Origin of the sequence: Chryseobacterium sp. 22543 (assembly GCF_052044565.1) — a bacterium.
Lineage (GTDB): Bacteria > Bacteroidota > Bacteroidia > Flavobacteriales > Weeksellaceae > Chryseobacterium.
Window position 1 is genome coordinate 660,624 of the sequence record NZ_JBQENH010000001.1, and the last position, 18,481, is coordinate 679,104.

Sequence of the window (18,481 nt, forward strand, 5' to 3'; positions counted from 1 at the left end):
TTAAAAAATGGAACAGAAGAAAATATTGATTATCACCTATTACTGGCCTCCTGCGGGAGGTCCTGGTGTTCAAAGATGGCTGAAGTTTGCAAAATATCTGCCGGATTTCGGATGGAAACCTATCATTTATACTCCGGAAAATCCAAGTTATCCATTACTGGATGAAACCCTGATGAAAGATGTTCCTGAAAATATTGAGATGGTAAGAACCAAGATATGGGAACCTTACCAGCTGGCTGAAAAGCTGAATAAAAGCAATAAAAAATTTAAAGCAGGACAATTTGATGTAGGAAAAAATCAAAGCTGGAAATCCAGACTTTCGATCTGGGTGAGAGGTAATTTTTTCATTCCTGATGCCAGAGTTTTTTGGGTAAAACCTTCCATTAAATTTCTGGAGAAATACCTGAAAGAAAATAAAATAGATACGATTGTAACTTCGGGTCCTCCCCACTCGCTTCACCTGATTGGTTTAGGACTTAAAAATAATATACCGAGTCTGAAATGGATCGCTGATTTCCGCGACCCATGGACAGAAATTTCTTATTACAAACATCTGAAACTAACTAAAAGTTCGGATCAGAAACACCGTCAGCTTGAAAGTGCCGTATTTAAAAATGCTGACATCACTTTGGCTACAAGCTATACTGATGCGGAAAACTTCAGAAAAGCAGGAGCTAATGCTGTTTGTATTACGAACGGATTTGATGAAAGTGATTCGGATAGTAAAGTAAAAGGACAGAATAGTAAAGATCAGTTTACTCTAAGTTATATTGGTGTTTTAGAGCAACTCAGAAACCCTGAGAATCTTTGGAAAGCACTTGATGAACTGGTGAAGGAAAATGCTGAATTTGCAGCTGATTTTACATTGAAATTTGTAGGCAGAATAGATGATAAAATCCTGCAGTCTATCGAAAATTCAAGTCTGAAAAATCATATTCAGAACCTTGGATATCTTGCCCATGGAAAAGCGGTGGAGGAAATGCAGAATTCAGATCTGCTTCTTATCACCAATTTCCCAAATGAATCTTCAAAAGGAATCATTCCCGGAAAAATATTTGAATATCTGGCTTCAGGAAAACAGATTCTTTCATTCGGGCCGGACAAAGCTGATGTTGCAAAAATTCTGGAAGAAACCCAGGCAGGAAAACATTTCAGTTATCAGGATACAGAAATTATCAAGAAGTTTATTCTTGAAAAATTTATCCTTTGGAAAAACGGAAATCTTCTCGAAAACACTCAGCATATTGAGCAGTTCTCAAGAAAAAACCTAACCCGCCAACTGACTGAAATTTTATAATACAAAGAAAGGAAGTTAGAAGCTGGATGCTGGAAGTAAAATACCGGCTTCTAACTTCTAATTTTTAAATCGTCCACTGATCATTCACCACTGCAATCAGATAATATTTCCCCTGAAATTCTTCAAATACAAAGCGGAGTGTTTTCCAATCCATTTCGCCATTTTTTTCGGTTCCTTTGATATAGTTTTCGGTGAAGTCATGTTTAGGATAAATTTCCTTTAAATTATTCAGGGAATTACCTCCTCCTATGAATTTATTCAGTGAATATTGGGATGCTGTAAAATCTTTAGAAAAGACCCATTTACCAAGATAATCATTGACCGTTGTCTTATAAGGATCTCCTGAACCGTCATGTGCTCCCCAGGTAAATAGTGTTTTAGTAGGCTGATATTTTTCAAAATCTGCTTTAGAAAAATGTTTATCTCCCTTTATATCCACAAAAGCATACATTGAAAAACGGATTCCTTTTTCAGGGTGGATCAAGGCAGCAAAACTGGTATAGTCCTTATTTTTCAGAGCCTTCAAAACCTCATCATTGGTCTGTTTCAACACAGCTTCTTTATCAGCAATATTCTGAACGGTACCTGCACTGTCTGTTTTATTTTGTGCGATGGAATCAACCACATTGGGAACAGGTTTTCCTGCCTCTTTTTTACAGGCTACAACCAGAACCAAAACAACCAATGGAATAAGTATTTTTTTCATATTATAAATTTTGCTATTGGTAAAAAACACCAAAACTGATGCCAAGCGGTAAATGATTTAAAGAGATAAAGACTATGAGAGCTGCTGGGTTATCGCTTCTCATTTTAAAAATTACATCGTACATTTGTTAGATGGAAATGTTGGATATTCTCATTATCGGGGCCGGACCCATCGGTTTAAACTGTGCCCTTGAAGCTCAAAAAAATAATCTTAGTCATTTAATCATAGAAAAAGGAACCATTGTCAACTCTCTGTACAACTATCCTTTATATATGCGTTTTTTCTCTACTGCAGAAAAACTGGAAATTGACGAAATTCCATTTATTTCGACAGCTCCCAAACCAGGAAGACAGGAGGCATTGGAATATTATCAGGGAATTGCCAGACAAAAAAAACTTAACATCAATCTGTATGAAAAAGTACTGGGTGTTTCCAAGAGCAATGAGCTGTTTGAGATAAAAACAACCAAAGCAACCTATCATGCTAAAAATCTGGTGATTGCTACCGGATTCTATGATATTCCCAACCTTATGAATATTCCCGGCGAAAATCTTCCAAAGGTCAAGCATTACTATACTGAACCATATCCTTATGCAAAACAGAAAATTGTTGTTGTAGGATCAAGTAATTCTGCGGTGGATGCAGCCCTGGAAACCTATAGAAAAGGTGCTGAAGTAACGATGATTATTCGTCATTCCGAGATTTCAAAAAGTGTAAAATATTGGGTGAAACCGGATATAGAAAACAGAATTACAGAAGGCAGTATTAAAGCCCATTTTAATGCCGAAATGATCGAAATTAAAGATAATACTGTTGTTTTTAAAGATGAAAACGGAGAAGTTCATGAAATTGACAATGATTTTGTGCTGGCGATGACGGGTTATCTTCCTGATTTTGATTTTCTGAGAAATTCGGGTATTGAACTCAATGGAGACTGCCTGAACCCGTTCTATAATCTTGAAACTATGGAAACCAATATTCCCAACCTTTATCTTGCAGGAGTTGTATGCGGTGGAAAAGATACTCACCTCTGGTTCATTGAAAACTCGAGAATTCATGCTCATATGATTATCAATACCATTCTTTCCAGATCTTAATATTAAACAACTCATATATACTAAAAAGCTTCGGGCAATTTCTACGAAATTGCCCGAAGCTTTTTTTTAAACTGATTCAATACTTACATCATTTCTCCTTCTGCTTTATTTTTATCCTTAAGCAGCCATGGAATGATAAAGTAAAAACCGATGGCAATAGCTACAGCCAGCACCCCTGTTCCAATCCAAAGTACATTGAATCCTAATTTTTCAGCAATGAGTGTTCCTATATAAGGTGTAATGATGAATGCTATAGAAAATGACATCCCGTTCAATCCCATGTAAGCACCTTTATTATTCTCTCCTGAACGCAATGCTGTAATGGTTGACATAAAAGGAAGTGTCCATATTTCTCCTACACAAAGTAATGTCATAGACAGCACAAGGGTAACCATACTATAATCGAAAGCCAGCATTGCATAGGAAACTCCACACAGGAAAGTCCCGATAAGCATGGTAAAAGCTAAAGTAAAATATTTTTCAGCAATCTGTACAAGACCCATCTCAAGCAATACAATCAGAAAACCACTGTATCCAAGAATATAGCCGATATTTTGCTGACTCATATGTGCGGTATCTTTATAAAATATTGTCAGTGTACTGAACAACTGGAAGAAACATATTGAAAACAGCATACAGAATACACAGTATACCAAAAATTTACCATCCCGGTACGGAGAATTCTCTTTTTTAATGACAATTGCTTCTTTTACCTTTTTCGCCTTTTGTTTGGCCAATCTTGCGCGGCCTTTAAAGAACCATATATACATCAGCCCTGCCAGCAAAGCAGCCAGCGCATTACTGAAAAACAGAAATTCATAAGAAATAGCAGATAAAATACCTCCTAATGCAGGCCCGATAGAAAACCCAAGATTTACAGCCATACGGTTCAGTGAAAAAGCCCTAGTGATATTTTCAGGTTTCGCATATTTGGTGATTGCCACCGAATTTGCCGGACGGAATGTTTCACTTACAATACTCTGAGCCAAAATAATCCCGGCCAGACCAGCTTCAGTTGTAAAAAGCGGAATTAAACAAAATAATGGAACACTGAGGAGTAAACTCAGACTCTGTACCCTGTATTCGCCAATTTTATCTGTGATCATACCTCCCAGCCACGAACCAATTACCGAGCCTATTCCAAAAAAGCTCAGAACAATTCCTGAATTTTCAATACTGAAATGTAAATGATTGGTCATATAAACTCCCAGAAACGGAAGTACCATAGAACCGGCCCTGTTGATGAGCATTACCAACGCCAGCATCCAACTCTCCTGCGAGAGTCCTTTGAAAGAACTCGTATAAACGTTAATTAATCTCACAATAATATTTTGGGGAAAATTTGAAAGAGCAAAATTAGATAAAAATAACCCAAAAGCCTTTATTTAAAACCCTTTTTTATAAATAACATCCATAAAAACAGACTATCAGCTGTATCCTAAAAAAAGCTTTTTTTTTTACTATTTAAAACTAAAATTCATTTATAAAAACCGTAAATTGCAGTAACAACAGGGATTTTTAGACTAAAGTCACTTAAAAACACAATAAAAATTCAATCAATACTAAGAATGGTAACCTACGAGAATTTACATGATACACTATCCTTTTACAGTATTGACTGCCGGCAATCTTACTATATTTCCTCCGGAAAACCCATTTTTGAATTTCCTAAAGCTCCTTTCAGAATGGATTATTATGCACTGTGCATCTGTACTGCCGGAGAAATCAATATTGAGATAGACCGTCAGAAATATAAAGTAGATGCACACAGTTTTCTTATGGCTGCTCCTTCTACAATTGTAAAATTTGGAAAAACCAGTGATGATTTTATCATGAAACTGCTGTTCTTCGACAAGAATTTTCTGATTAAAAATATTTCTAATCCCTTTATCATTGAAAAAATGAATCTTTTCTCCAAAGGGTCTTACAGTGTTGTAAAAACCACTTCAAAAAATTCTTCATTACTCCAGAATCTTCTGGATGATCTTGAAAAAAAATCGAGAAAGCAGGGTAAATTTACAGAAGAGATTATCCGGACCATTATTTTTCACCTGCTGCTGGAAACGGCTGAGATCATGGAACAGGAAAATTCTTCAACTCCGGGAAAAGAGGATGGAAAAAAAGACCTTTATCTGAAATTCAGCAAACTTATCAGGGAAAATATCAGGCAGCAGCGAACTGTTCAGTTTTATGCGGATCAGCTGCATGTTTCCAATAAATATCTTATAGAAATCATTAAAAAAGCAAGTGGAAAAACACCTCATGAGGTTATTGATGAAACTTTGTTGAAAGAAGCTTACGTTATGCTTGGGAATCCGGATATTACTATTTCAGAGATAGCATTTGACCTTCAGTTTAATTCGGCATCTGCGTTCGGACGTTTTTTCAAAAAGCATACTGCTCTCTCTCCTTCAGAGTACAGAAATAAAGAAAATATTCAGTCATGAGAATTTGGGGATAATAATTCTGAACTTGAGGATATATGTCGCTTTGTGAATAGAGGTACCTTTATACTGTTAATTAAAAACAATAAAAGATGAGTACGATCAATTCAAAATTCGACAACGTTTTAAATGCCTCTGACCAGTTTGGAAAAGTAAATCACGAACCGGATTCAAGTAAAGAAGTTCAGATTAACACTCCTGAAAAAACGATGCCTTTCTCCGACCAGATTGGAAATTATCAACGTAATAAAGGAATTCCTTTACAGTCTTACGAAAACAGCAAAATCTATATTGTAGGAAGCGGAATTGCCGGTATGTCGGCTGCTTACTATTTCATCCGTGACGGACGTGTTCCCGGCAAAAACATTATTTTCCTTGACCAGCTTAATGTTGAAGGTGGATCTCTGGATGGAGCCGGTAACGCAAAAGACGGCTATATCATCCGTGGCGGAAGGGAAATGGACATGACCTATGAAAATCTATGGGATATGTTTCAGGATGTTCCTGCTCTGGAATTGCCTGCACCGTACAGTGTACTGGACGAATACCGTCTAATCAATGACAATGACCCGAATTATTCTAAAGCAAGATTAATTCATAACCAGGGACAGATCAAGGATTTCAGCAAATTCGGACTTGAGAAAAAGGATCAACTGGCCATTGTAAAACTACTGTTGAAGAAAAAAGAAGAACTTGATGATCTTACGATTGAAGATTATTTTGCAGAATCCTTTCTGAACAGTAACTTCTGGTTCTTCTGGCGCTCTATGTTTGCCTTTGAAAACTGGCACAGCTTACTGGAACTGAAACTGTATATGCACAGATTTCTTCACGCGATTGACGGAATGAAAGACTTTTCATGTCTTGTGTTCCCTAAATACAACCAATATGACACTTACGTAACTCCACTGAAAAACTTCCTGGTAGAAAAAGGAGTACAAATCCAATTCAATACGCTGGTAAAAGATCTTGACATCCATATCAATACGGAAGGAAAAACAGTAGAAGGAATTATTACGGAACAAAACGGAGAGGAAGTAAGAATACCGATCGGTAAAGATGATTATGTTATTGTGACCACCGGATCTATGACTGAAAGTACTTTCTACGGAGATAACAATACCGTTCCTGAAGTTACAATAGACAACAGCAGTGCAGGACAAAGCGTAGGATGGAAACTGTGGAAAAATCTCGCTGCGAAATCTGAAGTATTCGGGAAACCTGAAAAATTCTGCAGCCAAATTGAAAAATCTTCCTGGGAATCTGCAACATTAACATGTCGCCCTTCTGCCTTCACAGAGAAATTAAAAGAGCTCTGTGTAAATGACCCTTATTCCGGAAGAACTGCTACAGGAGGTATTATTACCATTACAGACTCCAATTGGGTAATGAGTTTTACCTGCAACAGACAGCCTCACTTCCCTACCCAGCCGGATGATATATTGGTGGTATGGGTATATGCCTTACTGATGGATAAAGAAGGTAATTATATCAAAAAAACAATACCTCAATGTACCGGAAACGAGATTCTTGCCGAACTATGTTACCACTTAGGAATGACAGACCAACTGGATAATGTCATAGAAAACACAATTGTTCGTACTGCATTCATGCCTTACATCACTTCCATGTTTATGCCAAGAGCGCATGGAGACCGTCCGAGAGTAGTTCCTGAAGGATGTACCAACTTAGGCCTTGTAGGGCAGTTTGTAGAGACCAATAATGATGTGGTTTTCACTATGGAAAGTTCTGTAAGAACAGCAAGAATAGCCGTTTACAACCTTCTTAACCTTAACAAACAGGTTCCGGATATCAATCCGTTACAGTATGATATCCGACATTTGTTAAAAGCTACTCAGGCTCTGAATGACTACAAACCTTTCTTAGGAGAAGGTATCATAAGAAAAGTATTGAAAGGAACTTATTTTGAACATATTCTGGTCAACCGTCCTGAAGAGAAAGAAGAACATGAATCTTTCATCATGGAACAGGTAGGTAGATTCCAGGAATGGGTAAAAGGCGTGAAGGGCTAATATCTTAACACTTACACTACTTAACACAATAAAAAAGCAGGACTTAGATTAAGTCCTGCTTTTTTATTATCTATTCCTTAAAATTATTCAGGTTTAAAAGAATCTTTCAGTGTTACTGTACGGTTAAATACCATAGCTTCATCTGTAGAATCCTGATCTTTTGTAAAGTATCCTATTCTCTGGAACTGAAGAGGTTCACCAACAGCTACATCTTTCAGACTTGGCTCAGCGAAACCTTTCACGATAGCCATAGATTCAGGGTTGATAAAGTTCAGGAAATCAACATCTTTCTCAGCATCAGGCTGTTCCACAGTAAACAAGTGATTATAGATTCTTACTTCTACAGGAATCGCATGTTTTGCAGATACCCAGTGCAGAGTTCCTTTTACTTTTCTTAAACTTTCTTCTGTACCGCTTCCAGACTTACTCTTCTCATCATAAGTAGCATAGATGGTCGTGATTTCTCCATTTTCATCTTTCTCTACTCTTTCAGCTTTAATGATGTAAGCTGATTTCAAACGAACTTCTCCGCCTAATTTCAGTCTGAAGAATTTATTGTTAGCTTCTTCTTTGAAGTCTTCACGCTCAATGTATAACTCTCTTGAGAAAGGAACTTCTCTTGTTCCCGCATTTTCCTGCTCAGGATTATTTTCAGTCTCTAACCATTCTTCTTTGTCTTCAGGGTAGTTTTCGATCACTAATTTTACTGGATCTACAACGGCCATCACACGTTTCGCAACCTTATTCAGGTCTTCACGTACACAGAAGTCAAGCAACTGGATCTCGATAAGATTTTCTCTTTTCGCAACCCCTACTTTATCAATAAAGTTTCTGATGGAAGTTGGAGTAAATCCTTTTCTTCTCATTCCTGAAATGGTAGGCATTCTAGGGTCATCCCATCCGGTTACCGCTCCTTCCGCTACCAATCTCTGCAGCTTTCTTTTGGAAGTAATCATATAGGAAACGTTCATCCTTGCAAATTCTCTCTGCTTGTTTTTAACCCTTCCTTCTTCGTAAACCTGATCCAAATACCAGTTGTATAGCGGTCTGTGATTTTCGAACTCCAAAGAACAAAGTGAATGTGAAACTTGTTCAATATAATCAGATTCACCATGAGCCCAATCGTACATTGGATAAATTTTCCAGGCTGTACCTGTTCTGTGGTGAGGTTTATTCAAAATTCTGTACATCACAGGGTCACGCATATTCATGTTTGGCGAAACCATGTCGATTTTTGCACGAAGAGACATTGAACCACTTTCAAATTCTCCGTTTTTCATCCTTTCGAATAAATCTAACGATTCTTCAACAGGACGGTTTCTGTATGGAGATTCAATTCCTGGCTCTGCAGGATTTTTTCTTTGCTCAGTAATCACTTCAGATGCCTGCTCATCTACATAAGCTTTACCTTCTTTAATTAACTGAACTGCCCAATCGTAAAGCTGCTGGAAGTAATCGGATGCGTACAAAACTTTATCCCATTTGAAACCTAGCCATTCAACATCTTTCATAATAGAATCTACGAATTCCTGTTCTTCTTTTTCAGGGTTCGTATCGTCGAAACGAAGGTTTACGGGAGCGTTGTATTTTTCACCCAGGCCGAAGTTGATGCAGATCGCTTTTGTGTGCCCTACATGCAGATAACCATTCGGTTCAGGTGGAAAACGGAAACGAATCTGATCTTTTTTCAGACCGTTTGCCATATCATCTTCAATAATTTGCTCAATGAAATTGAGTGATTTTTTTTCTTCTTCCATTAAAGTAGCTTTTATTTTTTAGCTAAAAAAGTTTTACAAAGTTACGGAAAAATAAGCTTTTGTAAAAGTGATAATTTAAAAGCCTTATTGATTGTAATTCAATATTTTTCACTAACTTCGGGAGAACTAAAACCATTTTAACCAACTTAACCATCATGGCTGTTTATATCTTAAGCAACCGGAAAATTATCCGGTATAAAGGCGAAAGAGTGGACTCTTTTTCCAATGATGAATATTCTATTCCCAATTTCAGGATCGCCAAATGTGATTTTGACAACTACAAAGAACCCACCGCTCAAGCCAAAAAGAAAAAAGACTATACCAACAGGAATATCTTAAACTACAAGTTCTTTTCTGAGCCCGAAAAACAGGGTTATGAAGAAGTTTTGGATGTTCTGCTCAATGAAAAAGGGATTAAAAAATCCGCCCTTACAGCCAATAATCTTGGCGGAACTCAAAGAATGTTCTATGAACTGTACAAAAACATGTCTTCCACTAAAGACCGAAGCGATGTACTGATATTCATCCACGGTTATCTGTATGATTTTGATGATGAATTAAAGGCTATTCTTGATCTTAAGAAAATATTCATTGATAACCCGGCATCTCCTGTAGAACATATTTTATTCGTAAGCTGGCCAGCCTCAGGAAGTATTATCCCGTTGAGTTATTTTGATGATAAAGCTTCCAGTATCAATTCCGGAACATCTCTGATGAGATTGTTTTATTTCTACACCCAATTTTTAAAAGATATCTTTTCCAACCGGGATCTTGCGCCCTGCAATCAAAGAATTCATATTATGGCTCATTCTTTGGGGAACAGAGTACTTCAAAGCATGCTCTACAGCCTTAAAAGGGAGAATATACTTCGTGTTATTGATCAGGTTTTACTGTTGAATGCAGATGTAAGCTATAAGGTATTTGAAGATTCCGAAGATTCCTACAATAAGCTGCCATTACTGGCTAACCGGATTTCTATTTACCTGAACAGACAGGATGCTGTTTTGGGAATTTCTCAGTTTACAAAAAACATTCTGACACCACGACTTGGCAAAAACGGACCAAGTGATCTTACCCATTACAAAGATATTGTTTCTATTATCGACTGTACGTTTGTAAAAGAAGATATTTTGAACAGCTTTAAATATGAAGTGGGAAACCACTGGGGATACCTCTCCAGCTCGCAGGTACAGTCAGATATCTTTCAGAATTTAAATGGAATTGACAGAAATCTTATTACCAACCGATCCAAGGATAACGAAAACATTTTCACAATTATTTCTTAACAAATAGTTTAAATAATTCTTAAAAAATGAACACTACGTTAAAATTAGTTCAAATCCACAGTGTGGCATAAATATTGCTAATTCAAACTATAGGGAATTATAATTTTTTTTATTATGGAAAATATTAAAAAACAGTTTTCTTATATATTAGACTATATTAAGAAGACCATCTTCGTAAAAGATGTCATTTAACTGAATAACAACCTCTAAATCAACAAAATATTCGATCCAAAAATTACTCCTCCTTGTAAAACAGACCGAAAAAACCAATAATTATTCCTCTTAATCTGATGCAGGAATATATTTTCATGTTTGAAATTTATTGAAACATTCCTTTGATATTGTTAAATATTGCTAAATAATTCCCCATTTGTTGTATAATTGAAAAAAGTTTTAGACATTTACTTATCAATCAAATAAAATTAATATCATGAAAAATCTAAAGAAAATCAAAAGAGGAGAATTAAAAACAATCAAAGGAGGAAGACCGCCTCTTGGGTGCAACAGCTGGAACCCGGTTGCTATGTGCTGCAGATCATGGGGGCCTGACTACTGTGGTCAAACCACTTGCCCGGATTCACCTCCCCCATTATGCTAATTAACTTTTCTAAGTTATACTTTTGAACCATAACAGCTCATTTCTGAGTTCTAAATCGGATTCAAAATTATTTACAAATAAAGCTCCAGTGCCTAAACCTTGAGGCATTGGATTTTTTTTGATAAATGTATACTGAGCAATGGCATTCAATCCGATATTACTCTCCAAAGCTGAAGTAATCCACCAGCCGATATTTTGATTTTCTGCAAGAGAAATCCATTCATCCGAACCGGAAAAACCTCCTACCAATGCAGGTTTCAGAATAATATATTGTGGTTGTATTTTTTCTAAAAGTTTTTTCTTTTCTTTAGGATCAATAATTCCGATCAGTTCTTCATCTAATGCAATCGGAGTAGGTGTTTTAGCACATAATTCTGCCATATCATTCCAGTTTCCTGCTTTAATTGGCTGTTCAATAGAATGGATATGAAGATCTGCAAGCTGCTGTAAAACTGTAACCGCTTCTTCTGTGCTGAATCCCCCGTTTGCATCCACACGAATCTCCAGCTGATCTTTGGAAAATTTGTCTCTTAACTTCTGAAGAATAATATGTTCAGATTTCCAATCGACCCCGATTTTTAATTTAATACAATGAAATCCTTTTTCAAGTTTATCCTGAATCTGTTCTTCCATATACCCTACTCCTCCCATCCATATCAGGCCATTGATGGTAATAGCAGATTTACCTTCCGTAAACTCACTTGGAAAATAAAGGCTGTCTCCATATTTCAAATTCTGAACCGCTTGCTCGTAACCAAACCAAATGGAAGGAAACTCTTTCAGTTCTTCTTTTAAAAATGCTCCATCCTGATTGATATTTTCACAAAGCCATTTCAGCTTTTCTTCATAACCGGGCCTGTCATCAAAACTCAGGCCTCTGAAAATAGCACATTCACCAACACCTTTTCTTCCGTCTTCCGAAATAGTGAGGATAAAGGTTTCCTTATCAAGCAAAACGCCGCGAGATGTTCCACTCGGGCGTTTGAATTGTAATAAATATTTTAAATAAATTGCTTCCATTATTTTACGCTGTCGATACGCATGAATTCTTCCGCTTTTTCTACCATTTGTATACTTCCACAGAAGAACGGAATTCTCTGGTGAAGTTCTGTAGGTTCTATTTCAAGAATTCTTCTGAATCCGTCTGTTGCTTTTCCTCCTGCCTGTTCTGCAAGGAATGCCATTGGATTACACTCGTATAAAAGTCTTAATTTACCATTTGGAGCCTGTGAGTAGGAAGGATAGATATAAATTCCTCCTTTCAGCATATTTCTATGAAAATCCGCGACCAAAGAACCGATATATCTTGAAGTATAAGGACGGTCTCCTTCTTCCATCTGACAGTATTTAAGATAATTTTTTACTCCCTGAGGAAATTTGATATAATTTCCTTCGTTGATAGAATAGATTTTACCTGTTTTCGGGAAAGTCATGTTAGGATGAGAAAGATAATATGTTCCTAAAGAAGGATCCAGGGTAAATCCGTTTACTCCGTTTCCGGTAGTATAAACAATCATTGTAGAGGAACCGTAAATCACATATCCCGCAGCAATCTGATTGATTCCTTTCTGTAAAAAGTCTTCCAGCTGTACAGGAGTTCCAGGTTCAGTAACTCTTCTGTAGATAGAGAAAATAGTTCCTACGGAAACATTTACATCAATATTGGAAGATCCGTCTAAAGGATCGATAAGTACTACATATTTACTTAAATGTCCGTTTTCACCACATTTAATATCAATAAAATCATCATTTTCCTCAGACGCAATACCACAAACAACCTCTCTTTGAGACAAAGCCGTAATAAAAATTTCATTAGCAATCACATCAAGTTTCTGCTGTTCCTCACCCTGAATATTTTGGTTACCGGCAGCTCCTGTAATATCTACAATTCCGGCTTTATTTACCTCTCTGTTTACCACTTTCGAAGCCAATCTTATTGCGCTCAGAAGACGAGAAAATTCACCTGTAGAATATTGAAAATCGTCCTGTTTATCTATAAGAAATTCTCCTAAAGTCTGTAATGGTTGATTTGACATATTTTTCTTTTTACGTTTTCCCCAAATTTCGGAAAATTTATCGCATTAAGAAAATTTAATTACAAAAGATCTTATCCACTGTATTTCAACAAAATACAAACAAAAAAAAGCATAACACTGAACTGTTATTGAAAATTATATCTCCGGATTTGTTATCTCAGATGCACAAAAAATCCAAATTATTTCATTATTTGTTGATTTTAAGGAAATCTTAATTCTATCTCCCTTTCAGGCTATTTCATATCTCGTTGTAAATTTATAATTTTGACGTCCGTAAAAAACTCATGTAATTTTTTATCTAACAATTTTATTTTTAATAATTTAATGAAAATTTTTAAGTTTGGTGGAGCATCTGTAAAAGATGCCGAAAGTGTGAAAAACGTGTCTATGGTTCTACAAAGCCAGGGATTTGCCAAATGCTTGCTGGTGATTTCAGCAATGGGCAAAACGACAAACGAGTTGGAAAAAGTTGTTGAACTTTATTTCAAAAAGGATAACTATCAAACTGAGATTGAAAAGATAAAACGAAAACACATTGAGATTGCGGAAGGCCTTTTTCCTGAAAATCATGCCGTTTTTGCAGAAATCAATCTCTTTTTTGATGATATTGATTCTTTTTTAAGAAGAAATAAATCTCCCAACTACAACTTTGTTTATGATCAGGTGGTAAGCTGTGGAGAAATGATTTCTACCAAAATCCTGAGCGAATACCTGAATGAAATCCAATTTACCAATCAATGGCTGGATGCCAGAGATTATGTAAAAACGGATAATTCATACAGAGAAGGTACGGTAGACTGGGTGAGAACTGAGGAATTTATTTCCAATCTGAATCCTGAGATCTGCTATGTTACCCAGGGATTCATTGGTTCTGACGAAAACAATTTTACGGTGACTTTAGGAAGAGAAGGTTCAGACTACTCTGCTGCTATTTTTGCTTATTGCTTAAATGCTGAAGCGATGACAATCTGGAAAGATGTACCGGGAGTAATGACCGGAGATCCAAGAAAGTTCGATGATGTTTCTCTTCTTTCCAATATCTCTTATGAAGAAGCGATTGAAATGGCTTATTACGGAGCAAGTGTTATTCACCCAAAAACATTACAGCCGTTACAGCAAAAAAGTATCCCTTTTTATGTAAAGTCTTTCGTAGATCCTACCAAAGGAGGAACAAAAGTAGGTGCTTCTGAAAAAAACCAACAGGAAGAATCTTATATTTTAAAAGAAAACCAGGATCTTCTGAAGATTTCTACAAGAGATTTTTCTTTTATTGCAGAAGACCATATGAGCTTAATTTTTGGATATTTATCTAAATATAAGATCAAGGTTTCCCTGATGCAGAATTCTGCTATCTCCCTGGCATTGTGCCTTGAAGACAAATTTAATCATATAGATGAGCTCAACCAGGAGCTTCAAAAAATTTTTAAAACCGAAGCAATTAAAAATGTATCTTTATTCACAGTAAGAAATGCGAAGATGGATCACATTGATAAATTTTACCATGAAAAAAATGTATTATTGGAACAAATTTCCAAGAATACTCTTCAAATGGTAACACAATAATATTAATTGCGACTAAACACACATGAGTTTAATTTCGAAAAACGATCTGATCAAAGCTTCCGGCTTAAGTAAACTTGGGTTCCTCAAGAACCCGGTAGCATCTGCTGTGATGAGCATTGCTAAAATAAACGAAGTAAATAAATTATACGACAAACTAAAAGATAAGGAAGGCAAAGACTTTTTCGACTCATTTGTAAGAGAAAGAAACTTAAGCTATGTAGCTTTTGAAGAAGATCTGGCAAAGATTCCGAAAACGGGACCGTTTATTCTGGTTTCCAACCACCCGCTGGGTGCTATTGACGGGATTCTGATGTGCAAGGTCTTATCAGAGGTTCGTCCGGATTTCAAGGTGATGGGAAATTTCCTTTTGGAAAAGATCAAACCTATGGAACCGTATGTAATCGCTGTAAACCCTTTTGAAAACAGAAAAGAAGCTTACAGCAGTTCTTCAGGAATGCGTGAAACACTCAAGCATTTACAAAACGGAGGCTGCGTAGGTATTTTTCCGGCAGGTGAAGTTTCTAACAAGAACAATCCTTACGGAGAAATTTTAGATAAGGAATGGGAAAAAACGGCACTTAAGCTTATCAGAATGGCTAAAGTGCCGGTAGTTCCTATGTATTTTCATGCCAAGAACAGCCGTCTTTTTTATCAGGTGGCTAAGCTTCATCCGAATTTGCAGACTTTGATGCTTCCTTCAGAAATGATGAATGATAGAGAAAAACCTATCAGAATCAGAATCGGGCGTCCTATTACTGTAAAGGCGATGGACGATATGGAAACAATTGAGGAATTGGGAGAGTTTCTGAAACGTAAGGTTTATATGATGAAATCTTACTACGAAAAGAGAAAATCCCTTGCTCAAAGCATCAATCTTCAGAACTTATCGGTGAAGTTTCCTTTATTGAAGGAAGAAAACATTGTTCAGAATATTATTGATGAAACGCCTCTGGAAGACATCATTAAAGATGTTGATAAATTGAGAGGAACAGACAAAATGCTGTTCAGTAACGGGAATTACGAAATTTACTTTACCACTTACGAGGAAATACCTTCTATTATGAGGGAAATCGGACGTCAGAGAGAGCTTACTTTCCGTGCAGTAGGTGAAGGCAGTAATCTTCCGTTTGACCTTGATGAATATGATAAACATTACCATCACCTGTTCCTTTGGGACAACGGGGAGAAAAAACTGGCTGGTGCTTACAGAATGGCACTGGGTAGAGAGGTTATGAAGAAATATGGTATCAAAGGCTTCTATACAAGCTCTTTATTTGAGTTTGAGCAGGATATTCACCCTTTCTTTAAAAAGGTGATCGAAATGGGCCGTGCCTATATCTGCCAGGAATATCAGCAGAAACCACTACCTCTTTTTCTTTTATGGAGAGGGATTGTGCATGTGTGCCTGAGAAATCCTGACCATAAATTCCTTATGGGTGGTGTGAGTATTTCCAACAAGTTCTCGGAGTTCTCAAAATCATTGATGATCGAATTTATGCGTTCCAATTATTTTGATTCCGCAGTAGCTCAGTATATCACTCCAAGGAATGAATATAAGGTAAAGCTTCGTGACAGGGATAAAAACATTTTCTTTGAGGAAATGGAATCTGATCTTAATAAGCTGGACAAAATCATTGATGATCTTGAGCCTGAATTGAGACTCCCTGTTCTGATCAAGAAATACATCAAACAAAACGCAAAAGTAATCGCTTTCAATGTAGATCCTAACTTCAATGATGCGATAGACGGATTGATGTATATCCGAATCAGTGATCTTCCGGAAAACACGATCAAACCGGTATTGGAAGAGATGAGTGAGCAGATCAGAAAGGAGCAGGAAAATAATCCGGCTGATAATCAGTAAGTTTTTAACTTTATTCAAAAAAAGTACGATGAATACTTGCTTTGTATACTAAAACTTACTACTTTTGCATCACTTTAAAACAACGAAGTAATAAACAAAAACATAAATGGTTTCTTAGCTCAGTTGGTAGAGCAATGGATTGAAAATCCATGTGTCCCTGGTTCGATTCCTGGAGAAACCACTTAAAACCTCTAATTCAGTTTAGAGGTTTTTTTGTTTTTATATACCTCCCTTTCCTCCCAGTAGTTTCTTCCGGAATATTGAAAAACGAATACTTAATCTTAATGCACTTCTAGATAAAATCTGTTGAAAAAATAAAATTAATCAAAAAGATGGGAATTAATTTTTTATTTGATCGGTAAAACTTAATTTAGTATTGTAAACCAAATTACAAATACTATTATGAGAATAAAATTATTTGCAGATACTTTTCTGGGTGTCGCTCTGCTTGTTTTTCAATCCTGTGCAGAAACACCGATGATAACAGAGGACACTGCTGCTGCACAAAAAAATGTCTCAACTTTAAAGAACGCATCGTCCTTCAATGTACCCGTTGCCGGGAATTCTTTTTTTACGGTAAAACCTTCGGGAGCCAGTGAGGTGATCACCTCTACTAATTTAGGTAACTGGACCAACTCCGCTACTGTTATCAGCACCTATTTCAGAGTAAGCAATACAGGAACATTAAACATCGCTTTAAAAGCCTCCGTTCCTTCGGGCACAAGTGTTGTAAAAGTAACAGTAGGCAGTACATCCAAAAATATTACTTTAACAGGATCGGCTTATACAGATTATACTGTTGGAGAGTTTACCGTTTCTACTCCCGGCTATGTAAAAGTCGATCTTCAGGGTGTTTCTAAAACCGGTGGATACTTTGCAGATGTTACGGATGTTATCTTCAGCGGCGCAGCCTCTACAGGAACCAATATTTACAGCAATGACCCTTCCTATTATTATTGGGCGCGCAGAGGACCTTCATGTCATCTGAATTATGCAGTTCCCACCACAGACAATGTGAGCTATTATTATAACGAAGTAACTGTTCCTGCCGGAGAAGATAAGATTGGTTCTTATTTTATGGCTAATGGCTTTAGTGCAGGCTATTTTGGAATGCAGGTGAATTCTGCCACAGAAAGAAGAATTTTATTCTCTGTATGGAGCCCATTTGATACTGATGATCCTAATAATATTCCTCCTGATCATAAAATCCTCCTCAACAGAGCAGGCACCGGAGTAACAGTTGGAGAATTCGGGAATGAGGGCTCTGGCGGACAAAGTTATTATAAGTATAACTGGAGTGCAGGACAAACTTATAAATTCTTATTAAAAGGCGAACCGGACGGAACCGGAAAAACAGATTTTACAGCCTGGTTCTTATCACCTGATACGACAACATGGAAACTGATCGCCAGCTGGAAGCGACCTCAAACCAGTACTTATCTTAAAAGCTTCTATAGTTTCGTTGAAAATTTCAATCCCGAAAATGGATATCAGGGCAGAAAAGCAGAATTCAAAAATCAATGGGTAAGAACTTCAAACGGCAGTTGGATCGCTGTTTCCGGAGCAAAGTTTAGTGTGGATAATACCTATAACGCAAAACAAAGAATAGATGCAATGGGAGGAACAAGCGGTAATGCATTCTTTTTACAAAACGGAGGATTTTTTAATAAAACGGTTGCTCCCGGCTCACAGTTTTCTGTTACTGCACCTACGCAAGCTCCCAATATCAATTTTTCAACTCTTCCTTAAAATTATAACTTAAAAATAAAAGCCAGTTACTTTATAAGAACTGGCTTTTTA

The 18,481-nt window shown here is 36.7% G+C and carries 14 protein-coding genes and 1 tRNA gene; 10 read left to right on the forward strand and 5 right to left on the reverse strand.

All coding sequences use genetic code 11. The features are described 5' to 3' along the window. Positions 1 to 7 precede the first annotated feature (7 nt). Positions 8 to 1,297 carry a glycosyl transferase family 1 gene (locus ACTJIP_RS02870; protein WP_077418333.1) on the forward strand — a complete coding sequence of 430 codons (1,290 nt, stop codon included), beginning with the start codon at positions 8 to 10 and terminating at the stop codon, positions 1,295 to 1,297. A 64-nt stretch (positions 1,298 to 1,361) separates the two neighbouring features. On the opposite strand, the gene ACTJIP_RS02875 is transcribed toward ACTJIP_RS02870, so the two are convergent. Continuing rightward, positions 1,362 to 2,003 carry a hypothetical protein gene (locus ACTJIP_RS02875; RefSeq protein WP_077418331.1) on the reverse strand — a complete coding sequence of 214 codons (642 nt, stop codon included), beginning with the start codon at positions 2,001 to 2,003 and terminating at the stop codon, positions 1,362 to 1,364. Between the two features lie 131 nt (positions 2,004 to 2,134). Between ACTJIP_RS02875 and ACTJIP_RS02880 the strand changes: the two genes are divergently transcribed. Beyond that, positions 2,135 to 3,100, forward strand: coding sequence for a YpdA family putative bacillithiol disulfide reductase (locus ACTJIP_RS02880; RefSeq protein ID WP_077418329.1), 966 nt, complete (start codon positions 2,135 to 2,137; stop codon positions 3,098 to 3,100). An 83-nt stretch (positions 3,101 to 3,183) separates the two neighbouring features. On the opposite strand, the gene ACTJIP_RS02885 is transcribed toward ACTJIP_RS02880, so the two are convergent. Further along, positions 3,184 to 4,365 (reverse strand): MFS transporter, encoded by a 1,182-nt coding sequence (locus ACTJIP_RS02885; protein ID WP_440704229.1) that lies wholly within the window; start codon positions 4,363 to 4,365, stop codon positions 3,184 to 3,186. A 303-nt stretch (positions 4,366 to 4,668) separates the two neighbouring features. On the opposite strand from ACTJIP_RS02885, the gene ACTJIP_RS02890 reads away from it, so the two are divergent. Together ACTJIP_RS02890 and ACTJIP_RS02895 are read left to right on the forward strand one after the other, a co-directional pair. Then, a complete protein-coding gene (locus ACTJIP_RS02890) occupies positions 4,669 to 5,547 on the forward strand; it encodes a helix-turn-helix domain-containing protein (protein WP_077418325.1) in 879 nt (292 codons plus the stop codon). 89 nt (positions 5,548 to 5,636) lie between these two features. Further along, positions 5,637 to 7,577 carry an oleate hydratase gene (locus tag ACTJIP_RS02895; RefSeq protein WP_440704092.1) on the forward strand — a complete coding sequence of 647 codons (1,941 nt, stop codon included), beginning with the start codon at positions 5,637 to 5,639 and terminating at the stop codon, positions 7,575 to 7,577. 83 nt (positions 7,578 to 7,660) lie between these two features. Here the strand turns inward: ACTJIP_RS02895 and ACTJIP_RS02900 are convergent, their stop codons facing one another. Further along, on the reverse strand, positions 7,661 to 9,334 hold the full coding sequence (locus ACTJIP_RS02900) for a glutamine--tRNA ligase/YqeY domain fusion protein (protein ID WP_077418321.1): 1,674 nt from the start codon (positions 9,332 to 9,334) through the stop codon (positions 7,661 to 7,663). A gap of 155 nt (positions 9,335 to 9,489) precedes the next feature. Between ACTJIP_RS02900 and ACTJIP_RS02905 the strand changes: the two genes are divergently transcribed. Together ACTJIP_RS02905 and ACTJIP_RS02910 are read left to right on the forward strand one after the other, a co-directional pair. Further along, a complete protein-coding gene (locus tag ACTJIP_RS02905; protein ID WP_440704093.1) occupies positions 9,490 to 10,620 on the forward strand; it encodes an alpha/beta hydrolase in 1,131 nt (376 codons plus the stop codon). A 430-nt stretch (positions 10,621 to 11,050) separates the two neighbouring features. Further along, a complete protein-coding gene (locus tag ACTJIP_RS02910; protein ID WP_156118473.1) occupies positions 11,051 to 11,218 on the forward strand; it encodes a bacteriocin-like protein in 168 nt (55 codons plus the stop codon). Between the two features lie 9 nt (positions 11,219 to 11,227). Here the strand turns inward: ACTJIP_RS02910 and ACTJIP_RS02915 are convergent, their stop codons facing one another. Beyond that, on the reverse strand, positions 11,228 to 12,238 hold the full coding sequence (locus ACTJIP_RS02915) for an o-succinylbenzoate synthase (protein WP_440704094.1): 1,011 nt from the start codon (positions 12,236 to 12,238) through the stop codon (positions 11,228 to 11,230). Then, positions 12,238 to 13,254, reverse strand: a complete 1,017-nt coding sequence (gene fbp, locus ACTJIP_RS02920; RefSeq protein WP_047421077.1) for a class 1 fructose-bisphosphatase — start codon at positions 13,252 to 13,254, stop codon at positions 12,238 to 12,240. Before fbp ends, ACTJIP_RS02915 begins: the two co-directional genes overlap by 1 nt. Positions 13,255 to 13,578: 324 nt before the next feature. Between fbp and ACTJIP_RS02925 the strand changes: the two genes are divergently transcribed. The 4 genes from ACTJIP_RS02925 (at position 13,579) to ACTJIP_RS02940 (ending at position 18,430) form a co-directional block, all read left to right on the forward strand. Then, positions 13,579 to 14,817 carry an aspartate kinase gene (locus tag ACTJIP_RS02925; RefSeq protein ID WP_180564338.1) on the forward strand — a complete coding sequence of 413 codons (1,239 nt, stop codon included), beginning with the start codon at positions 13,579 to 13,581 and terminating at the stop codon, positions 14,815 to 14,817. A 22-nt stretch (positions 14,818 to 14,839) separates the two neighbouring features. Next, positions 14,840 to 16,681 (forward strand): lysophospholipid acyltransferase family protein, encoded by a 1,842-nt coding sequence (locus tag ACTJIP_RS02930; protein WP_047387446.1) that lies wholly within the window; start codon positions 14,840 to 14,842, stop codon positions 16,679 to 16,681. A gap of 108 nt (positions 16,682 to 16,789) precedes the next feature. Further along, positions 16,790 to 16,862 (forward strand) — tRNA-Phe (locus ACTJIP_RS02935). Between the two features lie 221 nt (positions 16,863 to 17,083). Next, a complete protein-coding gene (locus ACTJIP_RS02940; RefSeq protein ID WP_440704095.1) occupies positions 17,084 to 18,430 on the forward strand; it encodes a DUF3472 domain-containing protein in 1,347 nt (448 codons plus the stop codon). Positions 18,431 to 18,481 lie beyond the last annotated feature (51 nt).

Excerpts from the sequence above, each read along its gene's own strand:
- ACTJIP_RS02895 (WP_440704092.1), top strand. The coding sequence starts at position 5,637 with ATGAGTACGATCAATTCAAAATTCGACAACGTTTTAAATGCCTCTGAC.
- ACTJIP_RS02915 (WP_440704094.1), bottom strand. The coding sequence starts at position 12,238 with ATGGAAGCAATTTATTTAAAATATTTATTACAATTCAAACGCCCGAGT.
- ACTJIP_RS02930 (WP_047387446.1), top strand. The coding sequence starts at position 14,840 with ATGAGTTTAATTTCGAAAAACGATCTGATCAAAGCTTCCGGCTTAAGT.
- ACTJIP_RS02905 (WP_440704093.1), top strand. The coding sequence starts at position 9,490 with ATGGCTGTTTATATCTTAAGCAACCGGAAAATTATCCGGTATAAAGGC.
- ACTJIP_RS02890 (WP_077418325.1), top strand. The coding sequence starts at position 4,669 with ATGGTAACCTACGAGAATTTACATGATACACTATCCTTTTACAGTATT.
- ACTJIP_RS02875 (WP_077418331.1), bottom strand. The coding sequence starts at position 2,003 with ATGAAAAAAATACTTATTCCATTGGTTGTTTTGGTTCTGGTTGTAGCC.
- ACTJIP_RS02910 (WP_156118473.1), top strand. The coding sequence starts at position 11,051 with ATGAAAAATCTAAAGAAAATCAAAAGAGGAGAATTAAAAACAATCAAA.
- ACTJIP_RS02940 (WP_440704095.1), top strand. The coding sequence starts at position 17,084 with ATGAGAATAAAATTATTTGCAGATACTTTTCTGGGTGTCGCTCTGCTT.
- ACTJIP_RS02900 (WP_077418321.1), bottom strand. The coding sequence starts at position 9,334 with ATGGAAGAAGAAAAAAAATCACTCAATTTCATTGAGCAAATTATTGAA.
- fbp (WP_047421077.1), bottom strand. The coding sequence starts at position 13,254 with ATGTCAAATCAACCATTACAGACTTTAGGAGAATTTCTTATAGATAAA.
- ACTJIP_RS02925 (WP_180564338.1), top strand. The coding sequence starts at position 13,579 with ATGAAAATTTTTAAGTTTGGTGGAGCATCTGTAAAAGATGCCGAAAGT.
- ACTJIP_RS02885 (WP_440704229.1), bottom strand. The coding sequence starts at position 4,365 with ATGCTGGCGTTGGTAATGCTCATCAACAGGGCCGGTTCTATGGTACTT.
- ACTJIP_RS02870 (WP_077418333.1), top strand. The coding sequence starts at position 8 with ATGGAACAGAAGAAAATATTGATTATCACCTATTACTGGCCTCCTGCG.
- ACTJIP_RS02880 (WP_077418329.1), top strand. The coding sequence starts at position 2,135 with ATGGAAATGTTGGATATTCTCATTATCGGGGCCGGACCCATCGGTTTA.